The 16,775-nt window shown below is 71.0% G+C and carries 16 protein-coding genes and 1 riboswitch; of the genes, 10 read left to right on the top strand and 6 right to left on the bottom strand.

Going from position 1 to position 16,775, the window contains the following annotated elements:
* Position 1 precedes the first annotated feature (1 nt).
* The 9 genes from ACSURM_RS12835 (at position 2) to ACSURM_RS12795 (ending at position 9,197) form a co-directional block, all read left to right on the top strand.
* Positions 2 to 667: an alpha/beta hydrolase family protein gene (locus ACSURM_RS12835; protein ID WP_436955123.1), complete on the top strand. Its 666-nt coding sequence runs from the start codon at positions 2 to 4 to the stop codon at positions 665 to 667.
* Positions 668 to 925: 258 nt separating this feature from the next.
* Complete coding sequence (gene sigR, locus ACSURM_RS12830) at positions 926 to 1,612, top strand: RNA polymerase sigma factor SigR (protein ID WP_436955122.1); 687 nt, start codon at positions 926 to 928, stop codon at positions 1,610 to 1,612.
* Entirely contained in the window at positions 1,609 to 1,920 is a 312-nt protein-coding gene (gene rsrA, locus ACSURM_RS12825) for a mycothiol system anti-sigma-R factor (RefSeq protein ID WP_436955121.1), read from the top strand. Before sigR ends, rsrA begins: the two co-directional genes overlap by 4 nt.
* A 111-nt stretch (positions 1,921 to 2,031) precedes the next feature.
* The gene (locus ACSURM_RS12820) at positions 2,032 to 3,336 is read left to right on the top strand and encodes an HD-GYP domain-containing protein (RefSeq protein ID WP_436955120.1); all 1,305 of its coding nucleotides are present in this window, start codon (positions 2,032 to 2,034) and stop codon (positions 3,334 to 3,336) included.
* Entirely contained in the window at positions 3,333 to 4,613 is a 1,281-nt protein-coding gene (locus ACSURM_RS12815) for an HD-GYP domain-containing protein (protein ID WP_436955119.1), read from the top strand. Before ACSURM_RS12820 ends, ACSURM_RS12815 begins: the two co-directional genes overlap by 4 nt.
* 100 nt (positions 4,614 to 4,713) lie before the next feature.
* Positions 4,714 to 5,694: a hypothetical protein gene (locus tag ACSURM_RS12810; protein WP_189999396.1), complete on the top strand. Its 981-nt coding sequence runs from the start codon at positions 4,714 to 4,716 to the stop codon at positions 5,692 to 5,694.
* Between the two features lie 105 nt (positions 5,695 to 5,799).
* Positions 5,800 to 6,450, top strand: a complete 651-nt coding sequence (def, locus tag ACSURM_RS12805) for a peptide deformylase (protein ID WP_189751270.1) — start codon at positions 5,800 to 5,802, stop codon at positions 6,448 to 6,450.
* A gap of 285 nt (positions 6,451 to 6,735) precedes the next feature.
* Positions 6,736 to 7,821, top strand: coding sequence for an epi-isozizaene synthase (gene cyc1 / locus ACSURM_RS12800; RefSeq protein ID WP_436955118.1), 1,086 nt, complete (start codon positions 6,736 to 6,738; stop codon positions 7,819 to 7,821).
* Positions 7,818 to 9,197, top strand: coding sequence for a bifunctional albaflavenone monooxygenase/terpene synthase (locus tag ACSURM_RS12795; protein WP_436955117.1), 1,380 nt, complete (start codon positions 7,818 to 7,820; stop codon positions 9,195 to 9,197). The genes cyc1 and ACSURM_RS12795 overlap by 4 nt, the downstream gene beginning before the upstream one ends.
* Before the next feature lie 21 nt (positions 9,198 to 9,218).
* Here the strand turns inward: ACSURM_RS12795 and ACSURM_RS12790 are convergent, their stop codons facing one another.
* Positions 9,219 to 10,181, bottom strand: coding sequence for a GlxA family transcriptional regulator (locus ACSURM_RS12790; RefSeq protein WP_436955116.1), 963 nt, complete (start codon positions 10,179 to 10,181; stop codon positions 9,219 to 9,221).
* Positions 10,182 to 10,274: 93 nt separating this feature from the next.
* Here ACSURM_RS12790 and ACSURM_RS12785 point away from each other — a divergent pair, with 93 nt between their 5' ends.
* Positions 10,275 to 10,517 (top strand): hypothetical protein, encoded by a 243-nt coding sequence (locus ACSURM_RS12785; RefSeq protein ID WP_436955115.1) that lies wholly within the window; start codon positions 10,275 to 10,277, stop codon positions 10,515 to 10,517.
* On the opposite strand, the gene ACSURM_RS12780 is transcribed toward ACSURM_RS12785, so the two are convergent.
* The 5 genes from ACSURM_RS12780 to ACSURM_RS12760 all read right to left on the bottom strand — a co-directional run bounded on the left by ACSURM_RS12780 (position 10,430) and on the right by ACSURM_RS12760 (position 16,701).
* A complete protein-coding gene (locus ACSURM_RS12780) occupies positions 10,430 to 11,440 on the bottom strand; it encodes a ribonucleotide-diphosphate reductase subunit beta (RefSeq protein ID WP_436955114.1) in 1,011 nt (336 codons plus the stop codon). The genes ACSURM_RS12785 and ACSURM_RS12780 overlap by 88 nt on opposite strands.
* Entirely contained in the window at positions 11,440 to 13,809 is a 2,370-nt protein-coding gene (locus ACSURM_RS12775) for a ribonucleoside-diphosphate reductase subunit alpha (RefSeq protein WP_436955113.1), read from the bottom strand. The genes ACSURM_RS12780 and ACSURM_RS12775 overlap by 1 nt, the downstream gene beginning before the upstream one ends.
* Positions 13,810 to 13,931: 122 nt before the next feature.
* Positions 13,932 to 14,056, bottom strand: a riboswitch (cobalamin riboswitch).
* Positions 14,057 to 14,108: 52 nt separating this feature from the next.
* A complete protein-coding gene (locus ACSURM_RS12770; RefSeq protein WP_436955112.1) occupies positions 14,109 to 14,615 on the bottom strand; it encodes a GNAT family N-acetyltransferase in 507 nt (168 codons plus the stop codon).
* A gap of 197 nt (positions 14,616 to 14,812) precedes the next feature.
* Positions 14,813 to 16,441, bottom strand: coding sequence for a monocarboxylate uptake permease MctP (gene mctP, locus ACSURM_RS12765; RefSeq protein ID WP_436955111.1), 1,629 nt, complete (start codon positions 16,439 to 16,441; stop codon positions 14,813 to 14,815).
* A complete protein-coding gene (locus ACSURM_RS12760; RefSeq protein WP_436955110.1) occupies positions 16,438 to 16,701 on the bottom strand; it encodes a DUF3311 domain-containing protein in 264 nt (87 codons plus the stop codon). The genes mctP and ACSURM_RS12760 overlap by 4 nt, the downstream gene beginning before the upstream one ends.
* Positions 16,702 to 16,775: the final 74 nt, after the last annotated feature.

The following is a 16,775-nucleotide window of genomic DNA, read 5'->3' as shown; positions in this document are numbered from 1 at the left end:
CGTGACGGATGACGTGACGCTGACGGATGTGACCGACGTGACCACCGAGACGGTCGGTACGGAGGCCGGGGACGCCCGGATCACCTGGCACCCGGCGCGGAAGGCGCGGCTGGTGCTGGCCGTGAGCCATGGCGCGGGCGGCGGCATCGAGGCCCGCGACCTCCAGGCGCTCGCCGGCGCGCTGCCCGGGCACGGCGTGACCGTCGCCCTGGTCGAGCAGCCCTGGCGGGTGGCCGGCAAGAAGGTCGCGCCCGCTCCGAAGACCCTGGACACCGGGTGGCGCGGGGTGTGGCCCGCGCTGGCCCGGCCCGGCCTGCCGGTGATCTCCGGCGGCCGCAGCGCGGGCGCCCGGGTCGCCTGCCGCACGGCGGCCGGGCTGGGCGCGCGCGCCGTGCTCGCGCTGAGCTTCCCGCTGCACCCGCCGGGCAAGCCGGAGAAGTCCCGCGCCGAGGAGCTGCTGGGCGCCGGGGTGCCCACGCTGGTCGTACAGGGCGGCAAAGACCCCTTCGGGAAGCCGGCCGAGTTCCCCGCGGGAGATTTCGACCTGGCCGAGGTACCGGAGGCCGATCACGGCCTCGCCGTGCCCAAGCGCGCCGGCCTCACCCAGGAGCGGGCGCTGGAGATCGTCACCGGCGCGGTGCTGAAGTGGGTCGCGGCACTCGGGTGACCCGGGAATGCCGGGCGGCGGCCCGCTGTTGAGAGCGTCAGAAGTGCCGACGGTTTCGGCACCGAGGTCGTAGCACGAGAGGAAGTCCGCCGCATGGGTTCGACCATCTGCCCGGCCCGCAGCAGCCGCACTGACCTGGACTGGTCGGTGCTGCACGCGGCCAAGACGGCTCCTATTCGAGCGGCGGCGGGTACGGGTGGTGTTCTATCCTCCGAAACGAGTGGGATCGGTTTCGGTCCCGCCCGGGATCTTGAGGAGGTGGGTCCGGTCACTGGGACCGACGCAGGGACCGACAACGGCCAGGCGGAGCTGCCCGAGGGCCAGGGCATCGGCGCGTCCGAGACGAGCACGGAGCGCAGCGCGCGCTTCGAGCGGGACGCGCTCGAGTTCCTCGACCAGATGTACTCGGCCGCGCTGCGCATGACGCGCAACCCGGCCGACGCCGAGGATCTGGTGCAGGAGACCTACGCCAAGGCGTACGCGTCGTTCCACCAGTTCCGTGAGGGCACCAACCTCAAGGCGTGGCTGTACCGGATTCTCACCAACACCTTCATCAACTCGTACCGCAAGAAGCAGCGCGAACCCCAGCGCAGCGCGGCCGAGGAGATCGAGGACTGGCAGCTCGCGCGCGCCGAGTCGCACATGTCGACGGGGCTGCGCTCCGCCGAGTCGCAGGCGCTCGACCACCTGCCCGACTCGGACGTGAAGGAAGCGCTGCAGGCGATCCCCGAGGAGTTCCGCATCGCCGTCTATCTGGCGGACGTGGAGGGCTTTGCCTACAAGGAGATCGCCGACATCATGGGGACACCCATCGGCACGGTGATGTCCCGGCTGCACCGGGGCCGCCGTCAGCTGCGCGGCATGCTGGAGGACTACGCCCGTGAGCGCGGGCTGGTCCCGGCGGGCGCCGGAGAGTCGAACGAAGCGAAAGGCTCGGGCTCATGAGCTGCGGAGAGCCGCACGAGACGGACTGCAGTGAGGTCCTCGACCACCTGTACGAGTTCCTCGACAGCGAGGTGCCGGACATCGATCGCGACAAGTTCCAGCACCACTTCGAGGAATGCTCTCCGTGCCTGGAGAAGTACGGGCTGGAGCAGGCCGTGAAGAAGCTGGTCAAGCGGTGCTGCGGGCATGACGACGTGCCGGCCGACCTGCGCGCCAAGGTCATGGGGCGGATCGAGCTGATCCGCTCCGGGCAGACCGTGCCGGAACACGACGTGACCCAGGCGCCGACCGCGCCCCAGGAGACCTGACACGCCGGGTCAAATCACCCGTACGTGCTAATCCTCAGGTCATAAGCCCCACACCCCCCGATTGCCGTCCTAGGCTCCGAGCCTGGACAGACGCGGTCGGGGAGGGGCGTGATGGACGCGGTACCGGCGAGGGCACGCGGCTATGTGGCCGCCGTCGCCCTGCTGGCCGTCCCCTGTCTGTCCCGGCCGCCGGACACCCCCGGCTCCTGGCTGGCACCGACCCTGCTCGCCGCACTCTACGCGGCCTGTGAGCACGCCGTGCACCGGCGCTTCGGCGGCACCTTCTACCCCGTGCTGCTCGCCGGGGCGTTCCTGCTGCCCCCGTCGGCCGCCGCGCTCGTCCCGGTCCCGGCCGCCCTGCTCTGCCCGGTCGGCCAGCGGCCCGCCCTGCCCCGCCGGGTGTGGCGGGCCGCGCGGCCCGCGCTCGCCGTATGGGCCGCCGCCCGGGTGCACGAGGCGCTCGGCGGCCGGGACGCCGTCGCCGGCTCCGACTTCCCGTACGCCCTGCTGCCCGTCGGCGCGGCCGTGCTCGCCTTCTGCCTGGTGCTCACCGCGCTCGACGGCGGCCTGCGCGCGGCGGCCGGACTGGTGCCGCCGTGCCGGACCTGGCGCGCCCTGCTGGCCCGCTCGCTCGCCCCGGTCGCGGCGCACGGGCTCGCCGGCCTGATGATGGCCGTGCTGTGGCGCAGCCCCTACGGACCGGTGTCCGCGCTGCTGGTGCTGCTGCCCATGTGCGTCTCCTGGTGGGTCTTCGCCCAGTACCACCGCGAGCGCGCCGCCCACCAGGCCACCATCCGCGCCCTCGTCCAGGCCGTCGACATCAAGGACGGCTACACCCGCGGCCACAGCGAACGCGTCGGCCATGCCTCGGTGCTGATCGCCCGCGAACTCGGCCTGGACGACGACCGGGTGGAGGTGCTGCGCTTCGCGGGCATCCTGCACGACGTCGGCAAGCTGGGCGTGCCCACCCGGCTGCTGCGCAAGGACGGGCCGCTCACCCCCGAGGAGCGGCGGATCATCGAGCTGCACCCCGAGTACGGCCACGAGATGGTCCGCGGGATCTCCTTCCTCGGCGAGGCCCGCACCGCCATCCTCCACCACCACGAACGGCTCGACGGCACCGGCTACCCCTACGGCCTGGCCGGCGACCGGATCCCCGAATGCGCCCGGATCGTCGCCGTCGCGGACGCCTTCGACGCCATGACCTCCGCCCGCTGCTACAGCCGGGCCCGCCCGGTCGAGGCCGCCGTCGCCGAGCTGGAGCGCTGCGCCGGGGCGCACTTCGACCCCCGCATGGTCCGCGCGCTGGTCCGCGCCCTGCGCCGCGAGGGCTGGCGCCCGGCGGTCACCGCCGACGAACCGGCGTACGGCACCGCGCCCGCCGAGCGGACCCCGCGCACCGGGGCCCACCGATGACCGTGCTGCGGCTCATCCACACCGCCGCCGCCCTCGTCGCGGCCGGCGCCGTCGCCGAGACCCTGTGGACCGGCCTCGCCGACCGGGGCGACGCGCTCGCCTTCGGCCTGCTCATCACCGTCGGCGAGCTGACCCGGTGGAGCGACGACCGGGCCCGTCAGGCAGCGCCGCTCGGCGCCGCCGGCTCGCTGTCGTACGCGCTGCTGGGCGCCGTCGCCGGGCGGCCCAGCCAGCACGACGCCGCCCAGGTCGTCACCGTCGTGCTCGTCGCCGCGCTGCTCGGTGCCGTCCCGCACATCTGGTCCGGCCGCGCCCCCACCGCCGACCACCTGGCCCGCCGGGTCCTCACCGTCGGCTTCGCCGCCCTGTGCTTCCAACCCCTGTACAACAAGGGCGTCTTCGCTGCCTGGGACGGCCCCGCCTACGCCCTGCTGCTGCTCACCCTGCTCGTCCTGACCTCCCTGTGCGGCACGGCTCTGGCCGCCGCGCTGGCCCACTGCCGCACCGGCCGGCCGTTCGGCCCGCTGCTGCGCGAGGAGGTGCGCGGGCTGCTCGGCATCGGCTCCGCCGTCGTCGCGACCGGTGCGGTGATGGCGCTCGCGGTCGCCGTCGCCGGGCTGTGGGCGCTGCCCGTGTTCTGCCTGCCCCTGCTGCTCGTCCAGCTGTCCGTGCGCCGGTACGCGGCGGTCCGCGCCACCTACCGGCAGACCATCGCCTCCCTGGCCCGCGCCACCGAGATCGCCGGCTGCACCCCCGCCGGGCACGCCCGCCGGGTGGCCGCGCTCAGCGTCGCCGTCGGCCGGGACCTCAGGCTGACCGGCCCGGAACTGACCGTGCTGGAGTACGCGGCCCTGATGCACGACATCGGGCAGCTCAGCCTGGTCGACCCGGTCCCGGCCGGCGCCACCGCCGCCCTGCCTGCGGCGGAGCAGCGGCGCATCGCCCTGCTCGGCGGGGCCGTCGTCCGGCAGACCGGGGTCGACCCGGCCGTCGCCGTCGTCGTCGAGCGGCAGGCCGACCCCTACCCCGAGCAGCCGCTCGCCGCCCGTATCGTCCGCGCCGTCAACGCCTACGAGGAGAAGAGCCGGGACGCCGGCCCCCGGGGCGCCCTGCGCGCGCTGGAGGAGCTGCGGCTCGGCACCGCCGGGGACTACGCCCCCGAGGTGGTGGAGTCGCTCGCCCGGGTACTGGCCCAGCCCCAGACGGCGCGGGAACGCGTGCCGGTGAGACGGCCGGGATGGTCTGATCCCGCGCCCGGCTGGGTAACCCATGGGTAATGAGCGCCTTTCCCGCCGTACGTGGTTGGATGCGAGGGAGAGGGTGTCCGGGGGCACAAGCCAGCCCACTGTGCGGAACTGGAACTGGCAGGCGGGAATCGTGAGGATCTTCGGCAAGGGACGGCACCGGCCCTCCGCCTCCTGGCGGCAGGCCACCGACCGCGCGTTCACACTCATCGGCGACGGCCGGTACGAGGACGCGGGCGAACTGCTGACACGCGCCGCCGATCTCGAACCCTGGCTGTCGGAGTCCTGGTTCAACCTCGCGCTGCTGCACAAGTTCCGGCACGACTGGGAGCAGGCCCGCGCCGCCGGACTGCGCGCGGTCGCCCTGCTCGACAAGGACACCGGGGCGCCCGACTGGTGGAACGTCGGCATCGCCGCCACCGCCCTGCAGGACTGGCCGCTGGCCCGCCGCGCCTGGCAGGCGTACGGGCTGAAGGTGCCCGGGGGATCGCTGGCCACCGCCGAACCGCTCGGCATGGAGCTGGGCAGCGCGGCCGTACGGCTCTCCCCGGAGGGCGAGGCCGAGGTGGTCTGGGGCCGCCGGCTGGACCCGGCCCGGCTGGAGGTGCTGTCCATCCCGCTTCCCTCGTCCGGGCGACGCTGGGGCGAGGTCGTGCTGCACGACGGCGTCCCGCACGGCGAGCGCACCACCTCCACCGGGCACTCCTACCCGGTCTTCGACGAGATCGAGTTGTGGGCGCCGTCCCCCGTGCCGACCTGGGTGGTCCTGCTGGAGGCGGCCACCGAGGCCGACCGGGACGCGCTGGAGCAGCTGGCCGCCGACGCGGGGTTCGCCGCGGAGGACTGGTCGTCCTCGGTGCGGCTGCTGTGCCGGATGTGCAGCGAGTCCCGGATGCCCTCCGACGAGGGGGAGGGGGTGCACCTGGACCCGCACGACCACAGCGAGCCGGGGCATCCCGGGCCGCTGGGGCACCGGACGGACGGGCAGCTGTGGGTGCCCGAGCGGGAGTGCGGGGTGGCCGCGCCGGCCTCGCTGGTCCGGGGGCTGCTCGACGGCTGGGTCGCCGACAGTCCGGACTCGCGTGACTGGCGGGATCTCGAAGAGGTGTGCTGAGGACCGCGCCCGGCCGTGCGGTTCCCCGCGCCCCTCAGGGGGGCGGACACGTAACCTGTACCAGCAACATCTCCCCCTGTTCTTTGAGGAAGGCGTACGTCGGTCATGGCGCAGCAGGACACCGATCAGCAGCACGCGGGCGTGCTCCCCGTCGATGACGAGGGCTATGTCGTCGACACGGAGAACTGCGAGGAGCGCGAGAATGCCTGGCGTGAGCGCGGCACCTCGCGGCCGATCACGGTCGTCGGCAATCCGGTCCTGCACAAGGAGTGCCAGGACGTCACCGAGTTCGGCGAGGAGCTCCAGCAGCTGGTCGCCGACATGTTCGCCAGCCAGCGCACCGCCGAGGGCGTGGGCCTGGCCGCCAACCAGATCGGTGTCGACCTGAAGGTCTTCGTCTACGACTGCCAGGACGACGAGGGCGTCCGGCACGTCGGCGTGGTGTGCAACCCGAAGCTGGTCGACCTGCCCGCCGAGCGGCGCCGGCTCGACGACAGCAACGAGGGCTGCCTGTCCGTCCCCACGGCGTACGCCTCGCTCGCGCGTCCCGACTACGCCGAGGTGACCGGCCAGGACGAGCGGGGCAACCCGATCAAGGTCCGGGGCACCGGCTACTTCGCGCGCTGCCTCCAGCACGAGACCGACCACCTCTACGGCTACCTGTACATCGACCGGCTCTCCAAGCGGGACCGCAAGGACGCGCTGCGGCAGATGGCCGAGAACGAGCCGCGCTACCCCGTGGTCGCCAACGACTGACCCGCACGGTCCGCCGGGGCGCCCGGCCGGGAATCTCCCGGCCGGGCGCCTTCGTGTTGCCCCGGACCACCGGTCCGTCCGCCGTACAACCCGTCTCCCCGACGCCGGTGATGACCCGCAACCAGTCAGACAAGAGGGCTGTCCAGACATGTTGGGGTAGTGAATGGAGCAAATCCATTCCCTCAACGGTCACTTGTGGTGCTGAATGTAAGTACGGGGATACATACGGCGCACGCCCTGCGGGGGAGGGGTGTGCGCTCCTGGCGGCTGAGAGGGGTTTGTTCTGTGCAAGCTTTCCCACGCAGCACCACGGCGACGGCGACAGCGGTCGTAGTCCCACCGTCACTGGCACTCCCGGTGATCGAGTCCTCCTTTCCACGGCAACTGCACCCGTATTGGCCAAAGCTTCAGGAGAAGACGCGGCTGTGGCTGCTGGAAAAGCGGCTGATGCCGGCGGACAAGGTCGCGGAATATGCCGACGGACTGTGCTACACCGACCTCATGGCGGGCTACTACCTGGGGGCGCCGGACGAGGTCCTGCAGGCCATAGCCGACTACAGCGCCTGGTTCTTCGTCTGGGACGACCGCCACGACCGCGACATCGTCCACGGCCGGGCCGCCGACTGGCAGCGGCTGCGGCACCGGCTGCACACGGCCCTGGACGCGCCCCGGTCCCATCTGCGCCACCCCGACCCCCTCGTGGCGGGCTTCGCGGAGAGCGTGCTGCGGCTGTACGGCTTCCTGCCGCACACCTGGAACCAGCGGTTCGCCCGGCACTTCCACGCCGTGATCGAGGCTTACGACCGGGAGTTCCGCAATCGCGTCGAAGGGCGCGTCCCCGGCGTCGAGGAATACCTCTCCCTGCGCCGCCTCACCTTCGCCCACTGGATATGGACGGATCTGCTGGAGCCCAGCGCCGGATGTGAACTTCCGGACACCGTAAGGAGAAATCCCGCGTACCGCCGGGCGGCGCTGCTCAGCCAGGAATTCGCCGCCTGGTACAACGACCTCTGCTCGCTGCCGAAGGAAATCGCGGGCGACGAGGTGCACAATCTCGGCATCAGCCTCATCACCCACGCCGGGCTCACCCTGGAAGAAGCGGTGGAGGAAATCACACGGCGCGTCGAGGCATGCGTCGGTGAATTCTCCGAAGCCGAGCGCAACGCCCTCGCACTGGCCCGGCAGATCGACGACGGAACGGCACGCGGCCGGGAACTGAGCGCCGCGGTCCGGACCTGTGTCGGCAATATGCGCAACTGGTTCAGCTCCGTCTACTGGTTCCACCACGAGTCCGGCCGGTACATGGTCGACAGCTGGGACGACCGTGCCACGCCCCCGTACGTCACGAACGAAGCGGCAGGTGAGAAATGACCGTAGAGTCGGCGCGACCCCAGAGCCCCGCCACCCCCGGGACGTCCGTACTGCGCGAACCGCCCCTGGCCCAAGGGGCCCTGCCGGTCCTCGGGCACGGCCTGAGACTGGTCCGCGACCCGCTCGCCTTCATGTCCGCGCTGCGCGACCACGGAGACGTCGTACGCCTGCGGCTCGGCCCCAAGACGGTGTACGCCGTCACCACCCCGGAGCTGACCGGCGCGCTGGCCCTCAACCCGGACTTCACGATCGACGGCCCGCTGTGGGAGTCCCTGGAGGGACTGCTCGGCAAGGAGGGCGTGGCCACCGCGAACGGACCCCGGCACCGCCGGCAGCGGCGCACCATCCAGCCCGCGTTCCGGCTCGACGCGATTCCGGGCTACGGCCCCGTCATGGAGGAGGAGGCGCACGCGCTGACCGAGCGCTGGCGGCCCGGCGAGACCATCGACTGCACCTCCGAGTCCTTCCGGGTCGCCGTCCGCATCGCCGCCCGCTGCCTGCTGCGCGGCGACTTCATGGACGAGCGCGCGGAACGGCTCAGCGTCGACCTCGCCACCGTCTTCCGGGGCATGTACCGCCGGATGGTGATCCCGCTCGGGCCGCTGTACCGGCTGCCGTTCCCGGCCAACCGCGAATTCAACCGGGCCCTGGCCGATCTGCATCTGCTGGTGGACGAGATCGTCGCCGAACGCAGGGCCTCCGGTCAAAGGCCGGACGATTTGCTGACGGCATTGCTGGAGGCGAAGGACGACAATGGGGACCCCATCGGGGAACAGGAGATCCACGACCAGGTCGTGGCGATACTGACGCCCGGCAGCGAAACAGTGGCCTCCACCGTCATGTGGCTGCTCCAGGTCCTCGCCGAACACCCGGAACACGCGGAGAAGGTACGGACCGAGGTCGAATCCGTGACCGGTGGCCGACCGGTCGGATTCGAGCATGTCCGCTCACTGGCGCACACCAACAATGTCGTCGTCGAGGCCATGCGGCTGCGGCCCGCCGTGTGGATTCTGACGCGGCGCGCGGTGACCGACACCGCACTCGGCGGCTATCGCATTCCGGCCGGTGCGGACATCGTCTACAGCCCGTACGCGATCCAGCGCGACCACCGCTCCTACGACCGCCACCTCGACTTCGACCCCGACCGCTGGCTGCCCGAGCGGGCCAAGAACGTACCCAAGTACGCCATGAGCCCGTTCAGCGTGGGCAACCGCAAGTGCCCGAGCGACCACTTCTCCATGACCCAGCTGAGCCTGATCACCGCGGCCGTCTCGGCGAAGTACCGCTTCGAACCGGCCGACGGGTCGGACGACAGCACCCGCGTGGGCATCACGCTCCGCCCGCACAACCTGCTGCTGCGCGCGAGGCCCTGGTAGACCGCCGGTGCCGGCGCGCGCTCAGGCGGCCCGCGGGCCCCGGAACGCGCGCCGGTAGGCGTTCGGCGTGGTACCCAGCGCCCGGAGGAACTGATGGCGCAGCGCGGCGGCCGTACCGAACCCGGTACGCCAGGCGATCGCGTCCATCGTCTCGTCCGTGCCCTCCAGCAACTCCTGTGCCAGCAGCACGCGTTGCCGCAGAAGCCAGCGGTAGGGCGTGGTGCCGGTCTCCTGCCGGAAGCGCCGGGCGAAGGTGCGCGGCGCCATATGGGCGCGGGCCGCGAGCTGTTCGACGGTGACCTCCTGGTCGAGGTGGGTCTCCATCCACGCCAGCACCTCCCCGACCGTGTCGGCCGGAGCCTTCGGCAGCGGCCGCTCGATGAACTGCGCCTGCCCGCCGTCCCGGTGCGGCGGCACCACCATGCGGCGGGCCAGCTTGTTGGCCACCTCCGGGCCCTGCTCCTTGCGCACCAGGTGCAGACAGGCGTCGATCCCGGCGGCGGTACCGGCGGAGGTGATCACCGGGTCCTCGTCCACGTACAGCACGTCCGGCTCGACCTGGAGCCGGGGATGGCGCCGGGCGAGCTGCTCGGCATGGTGCCAGTGCACCGCGCACCGCCGCCCGTCCAGCAGCCCCGCGGCGGCCAGGACGAACACCCCGGAGCAGACGCTGAGCACCCGGGCGCCTCGGTCGACCGCCCGGCGCAGCGCCGCCAGCAGCTCCGGCGGGAACTCGCGCACGGTGAAGTCCTCGCCCGCCGGCACGGCGATCAGATCGGCCTCCTCCAGCCGCTCCAGGCCGTGCGGCGTGGACACCGTGAACCCGCAGTGGGTGGTGAGACCCGGTCCCTCCGCCGACACCACGGCGAAGTCGTACACCGGCAGCCCGTCGTCGCTGCGGTCCATGCCGAACACTTCGCAGACGACGCCCAGTTCGAAAGGATGCACGCCGTCCAGCAGCACGGCGGCCACGTTCTTCAGCATGCTGCCAGTCTGCCTCGGCGGTGGCAGTAATTCGAGGGTCTACGGCAGTCCTGCCCCTGCCGGTCAGGAGTGTCCGGCGCGACAGTGGTGTCCATGAACGAGAACCAGCTAGAAGGCCTGATCGGAATCGGACTGACCTTCGGGATCCTGGCCCTCCTGGCCCTCCCCTCCCTGCTCGGGCACCTGCGCGACAGGCGCATCGACCGGCAGATCAGGGAGGCCCAGGAGGCCCGGGACGGCGAGAGGGATCAGAAGTCCTCGTCCAGGTCGACCGTGCCCTCGACGGCGACCTGGTACGCGGACGGGCGGCGCTCGAAGAAGTTCGTCAGTTCCTGAACGCCCTGGAGCTCCATGAAGGAGAAGGGGTTCTCCGAGCCGTACACCGGGGCGAAGCCGAGGCGGGTGAGGCGCTGGTCGGCGACGCACTCCAGGTACTGGCGCATCGATTCGGTGTTCATGCCCGGGAGGCCGTCGCCGCACAGGTCGCGCGCGAACTGCAGCTCGGCCTCGACGGCCTCCTCCAGCATGTCGGTCACCTGCTGCTGGAGCTGGTCGTCGAAGAGCTCCGGCTCTTCCTTGCGGACGGTGTCGACGACGTCGAAGGCGAAGCTCATGTGCATGGTCTCGTCGCGGAAGACCCAGTTGGTGCCGGTGGCCAGGCCGTGCAGGAGGCCGCGGCTGCGGAACCAGTAGACGTAGGCGAAGGCGCCGTAGAAGAACAGGCCCTCGATGCAGGCGGCGAAGCAGATGAGGTTGAGCAGGAAGCGGCGGCGGTCGGCCTTGGATTCCAGGCGGTCGATCTTCTCGACCTCGTCGATCCACTTGAAGCAGAACTCGGCCTTCTCGCGGATGGAGGGGATGTTCTCCACCGCGGCGAAGGCGGCCGCCCGGTCCTCCGGATCGGGGAGGTAGGTGTCCAGCAGCGTCAGATAGAACTGGACGTGGACGGCCTCCTCGAAGAGCTGGCGCGACAGGTACAGGCGCGCTTCCGGGGAGTTGATGTGCTTGTACAGCGTCAGCACGAGGTTGTTGGCGACGATGGAGTCGCCGGTGGCGAAGAAGGCGACGAGCCGGCCGATGAGGTGCTGTTCCTCGGGGGTGAGTTTGGCGAGGTCGGCGACGTCGGAGTGGAGGTCGACCTCTTCGACGGTCCAGGTGTTCTTGATGGCGTCCCGGTAGCGTTCGTAGAAGTCGGGGTAGCGCATGGGGCGCAGGGTGAGTTCGAAGCCGGGGTCGAGCAGGTTGGTGTTCCGGGACATTACTGGCAGGCCTCGCAGGACTCGGGGTTTTCCAGGGAACAGGCGACCGCTTCGGGATCCGCGGTGACCTGTGCGGGGAGGGTGGGCTGCGCCTGGGCGGCGCGGGCGATGCGCGTCGCGGGGCGCGAGCGCAGGTAGTACGTGGTCTTCAGCCCGCACTTCCAGGCGTAGGCGTACATCGAGGAGAGCTTGCCGATGGTCGGCGTCTCCAGGAACAGGTTCAGCGACTGCGCCTGGTCGAGGTAGGGGGTGCGGGCGGCGGCCATGTCGATCAGGCCGCGCTGGGGGATCTCCCAGGCCGTGCGGTACAGGGCGCGGACGTCCTCGGGGATCCACTGGAAGTCCTGCACCGAGCCGTTGGCCTCACGCAGCGCCTCGCGGGTGCGGGCGTCCCAGACCCCGAGGTCCTTCAGGTCCTGCACCAGGTAGGAGTTGACCTGGAGGAACTCGCCGGACAGCGTCTCGCGCTTGAACAGGTTCGACACCTGCGGCTCGATGCACTCGTACACACCCGCGATCGACGCGATGGTGGCCGTCGGCGCGATCGCCAGCAGCAGTGAGTTCCGCATGCCCGTCCTGGCGATGCGCGCGCGCAGCGCGGCCCAGCGCTCGGGCCAGGTGAACTCGACACCGTAGTGGTCCGGGTGCAGCACGCCCCGGGCGGTGCGGGTCTTCTCCCAGGCGGGCAGCGGGCCGTTGCGCTCGGCGAGGTCGGCGGACGTCTCGTACGCGGCGAGCATGATCCGCTCGGCGATCCGCGTGGACAGCACCTTGGCCTCGGCCGAGTCGAACGGCAGCCGCAGCTTGAAGAACACGTCCTGCAGGCCCATGGCACCCAGCCCGACCGGCCGCCACTTGGCGTTGGAACGCCCCGCCTGTTCGGTGGGGTAGTAGTTGATGTCGACGACGCGGTCGAGGAAGGTGACGGCGGTGCGGACGGTGGTGTCCAGGCGGTCCCAGTCGATGTCGCCGTCGCGGACGAAGGCGCCGAGGTTGACCGAGCCGAGGTTGCAGACGGCCGTCTCGCCGTCGTTGGTGACCTCCAGGATCTCGGTGCAGAGGTTGGAGGAGTGGATGACGTTGCCGGGTTCGGCGGTCTGGTTGGCGGTGCGGTTGGCGGCGTCCTTGAAGGTCATCCAGCCGTTGCCGGTCTGCGCCAGGGTGCGCATCATCCGGCCGTACAGCTCCCGGGCCGGGAGGGTCTTCTTGGCCAGGCCCGCGGCTTCGGCCTCGCGGTAGGCGGTATCGAAGTCCTCGCCCCACAGGTCGACGAGTTCGGGGACGTCGGCGGGGGAGAACAGGGACCACTGGGCGTCGGCGTTGACCCGGCGCATGAACTCGTCCGGGATCCAGTGCGCGAGGTTGAGGTTGTGGGTGCGGCGGGCGTCCTCGCCCGTGTTGTCGCGCAGCTCCAGGAATTCCTCGATGTCGGAGTGCCAGGTCTCCAGGTAGACGGCGGCGGCGCCCTTGCGGCGGCCGCCCTGGTTCACGGCGGCGACCGAGGCGTCCAGGGTCTTCAGGAACGGCACGATCCCGTTGGAGTGCCCGTTCGTCCCCCGGATCAGCGAACCGCGCGAGCGGATGCGCGAGTACGACAGCCCGATGCCGCCGGCGTGCTTCGACAGCCGGGCGACCTGGTGGTAGCGGCCGTAGATGGAGTCCAGCTCGTCCAGCGGGGAGTCCAGCAGGTAGCAGGACGACATCTGGGGGTGGCGGGTGCCGGAGTTGAACAGGGTGGGGGAGGAGGGCAGGTAGTCCAGGCGGCTCATCAGGCCGTAGAGCGAGGCGACCTCGTCCACCGAGCGGGCCGTGTCGTCCTCGGCCAGGCCGCTGGCCACGCGCAGCATGAAGTGCTGGGGCGTCTCGATGACCTTGCGGGTGATCGGGTGGCGCAGGAGGTAGCGGCTGTGCAGGGTGCGCAGGCCGAAGTAGCCGAAGCGGTCGTCGGCGCCCTCCGCCACGGCCGAGTCCACCAGCGCGTCCAGCCGTCCGGCGTGGACGCGCACGAACTCGGCGGTGCGGTCGGCCACCAGGCCCTCGCGATGGCCCACTGCGATCGACCCGGTGAAGGAGGTCACGCCCTGCGAGGCGGCCTCGGCCCGGATGGCGAGGGTCAGCAGCCTGGCGGCCAGCTTCGAGTAGGCGGGGTCCTCGGCGATCAGGCCGGCGGCGGCCTCCGTGGCCAGCTCGCGCAGCTCCGCCTCGTCGGCCCGCGCGGACCGGCCGCGCAGCGCGGCGGCGGCGACCCGTCCGGGGTCGGCGTCGGGCAGGTCGGCCGTCAGCTCGGACAGCGTCCGCAGCAGCGCGGTACCGGGAGCGTCGGTCTCCGGTCCGCTGACCGAAGCCGGGTCGGCTGGCGCGATGGTCACGTGGGGGTCTCCCTCGCTCGGCACGGGGCCTGGCGGAGGGCAGGGGGCAGCACGAGCGCGCGAGGGCTCTCGCGTCCACCGGCCCATTCCACGAGGCCCGGACGTCGGGCACACCGGCCGGATGGCCGGGTGCGCTGTCGGCAGGTCCTCGGACTGACGCTCGTACGCGGATACGCACAAGTACACCGTTGCGGGACAGTTCCGGATTCGCACCGGATTCCCCTGCGGCGACAGCGAGCATGAGCATACATCTTGTGCCGGGCTGTCGTGTCACCCCCAGATGTTGTGTCCCGGTGATGTCAGAGTGTCAACTCGTAGGTGAGCAGCGTGACGTCGTCCAACTCCGGCACGGGATTCCAGTCCCGTTCGGGTGTGCGGACGAAACCCAGACGTTCGTAGATGCGGTGGGCGGCGCGCATGGTGCGCTGGGTGGACAGGACGACGGCCGCGCAGCCCTCGGTGGCCCTCGCGCGCTCGACGCAGGCCCGGACGAGCGCCTCGCCGGCACCCCGGCCGCGGGCCGCGCGGTCCACCGCGAGCATGCGGATCTCCGCCTCGCCGGGACGGGCTATGTCCGCCATGGGGCCGCCGGACGGGACGAAGGTGACTCCGCCGAGCGGCCGGTCGTCCGCGACGGCGACGAGGACCTCGGCGGCGGCGGCGCGTTTCGCCACGTCCCTCAGCTCGCCCAGGTACTCGTCGCTCTCGCCGAAGTCCAGGAGGCCGTCTCCTAGGTAGGCCCGGGCGGTGATCTCGCCGAGGGCGGCGTACTCGGAGGGGGCGGCGGGCCGGATGACGATGTCCATGGGCCGAGTGTGCCGGAGGGGTACGACAAGGCGCCGGAGTTTTCCACAGGGCGCCCGGCCGGAGAGGGCCGTGCGTCAGCCGCCCGTACCGGCGCACGGCGGCGGGTCGTGCCGGCGACGGCACCGGCCCGGGCAGGCAACGGCAGCGGGCCGCCGACGCGTGTGCTGTCGGCGGCCCGCTGCGGATGCCGCGTGGGTCAGTGCGCGCTGCCCGCGGTGGCCGGCGGAAGCTCCACCTGGACATCGGGGTCGCCGGAGTCCGCCGTGTAGTCCTCCGGCTTGGTCTCGTCGATGCCCTCGGGAGCCTTCACGGCCTTCAGGACGACCGTCAGGACCACGGTGACCAGTACGTTCAGCACGAACGCCGTCAGGCCGATGTAACCGATCTCGCCGATGCCGGGGATCTCCTTCGAGGAGCCGCCGAAGTGCTTCTGCGTGGGCGAGGCCACCCCGTACGCGGCGGCCGTGCCGTAGACCATGCCGACCGCCCAGCCGGCCAGCAGCGCCCAGCGGTGGAACCAGCGGGTGAACAGGCCGCCGACCAGGGACGGGAAGGTCTGCATGATCCAGATGCCGCCCAGCAGCTGGAAGTTGATGGCGACGGTCTTGTCCATGGTGAGGACGAAGACCAGGGCGCCGACCTTCACCAGCAGGGAGACCAGCTTCGAGACCTTGGTCTCCTCCGCGGGCGTCGCGTCGGGCTTGATGAAGTCCTTGTAGATGTTGCGGGTGAAGAGGTTGGCCGCCGCGATGGACATGATCGCCGCCGGGACCAGGGCGCCGATGCCGATCGCCGCGAACGCCACGCCCGTGAACCAGTCCGGGAACATGTCCTCGAACAACTGCGGGATGGCCAGCTGGCCGTTGGAGACCTTCACCCCGGCCGCGATCGCCATGAAGCCCAGCAGCGCCAGCAGACCCAGCATCAGGGAGTACAGCGGCAGGATCGTGGTGTTGCGGCGGATCACCTCACGGCTGCGGGACGACAGGGTCGCGGTGATCGAGTGCGGGTACATGAACAGCGCGAGCGCCGAGCCGAGCGCCAGCGTGGCGTACGTCCACTGGCCCGCCTCCGGTGGTGTGACCGCCCCGCGCGGTTTGCCGGTGGCCGGGTTGTCCTGGCCGAGAGCCTGGCCGGCCTTGGCGAAGACGTCGTCGAAGCCGCCCAGCTTGATCGGGATGTAGATGATCGCCACCACGATGACGATGTAGATCAGCGTGTCCTTGACGAACGCGATCAGCGCGGGGGCGCGCAGCCCGGAGGAGTAGGTGTAGGCCGCCAGCACACCGAAGGCGATGAGCAGCGGAAGGTCCTTGACGAACCAGTTGGTGTCCTCGCCGCCGCCGACGCCCATCACGTCCAGCACCGCCTGGATGCCGACCAGCTGGAGCGCGATGTACGGCATCGTCGCCAGGATGCCGGTCACCGCCACCGCCAGGGACAGGCCCTTGGAACCGAACCGGCCGCGCACGAAGTCGGAGGTGGTGACGTATCCGTGGCGGTGCGAGACCGACCACAGGCGGGGCAGGAAGGTGAAGATCAGCGGGTACATCAGGATCGTGTACGGCACCGCGAAGAAGCCGGACGCGCCCGCCGCGTAGACCGCCGCCGGTACGGCGACGAAGGTGTACGCCGTGTACAGGTCACCGCCGAGCAGGAACCACGTGACCCAGGTGCCGAAGGACCGTCCGCCCAGGCCCCATTCGTCCAGGGAGTGCTCGTTCTCGGCCCTGCGCCAGCGTGCGGCCAGGAAGCCGAGGACCGTGACGACCAGGAAGAAGAAGATGAAGACGCCGAGCGCGACGCCGTTGACGCCGTCCTTCACTTCGCCGCACCCCCGCTCGCTTCCTTGCGGGCACGCTGGTCACGCTGCCAGAGCTTGTACGCCAGCATGGTGAGGCCGGCGGAGATCAGCACCCAGAGCATCTGGTACCAGTAGAAGAACGGGACCCCGATGAGCGCGGGGTCGGCCTTGGCGTACGAGCCGACCCACAGCATCGCCACGAAGGGCGCTACGAGACACAAGGCGATGATCACCCTGACCGGTGTCACCACCGGTGGTCTCACGTCAGGCGTTTCGGGCATGCCACGGCTCCGTCCCCTCGTTGATCACCTGTGTGATGAGCAGGAAATCTAGGTGACTGTGTCATGACAGCGGA

It is taken from the genome of Streptomyces sp. SudanB182_2057, from assembly GCF_964272715.1.
Taxonomy (GTDB): domain Bacteria; phylum Actinomycetota; class Actinomycetes; order Streptomycetales; family Streptomycetaceae; genus Streptomyces; species Streptomyces rubradiris.
This window is presented reverse-complemented; position numbering and strand designations above follow the sequence as displayed.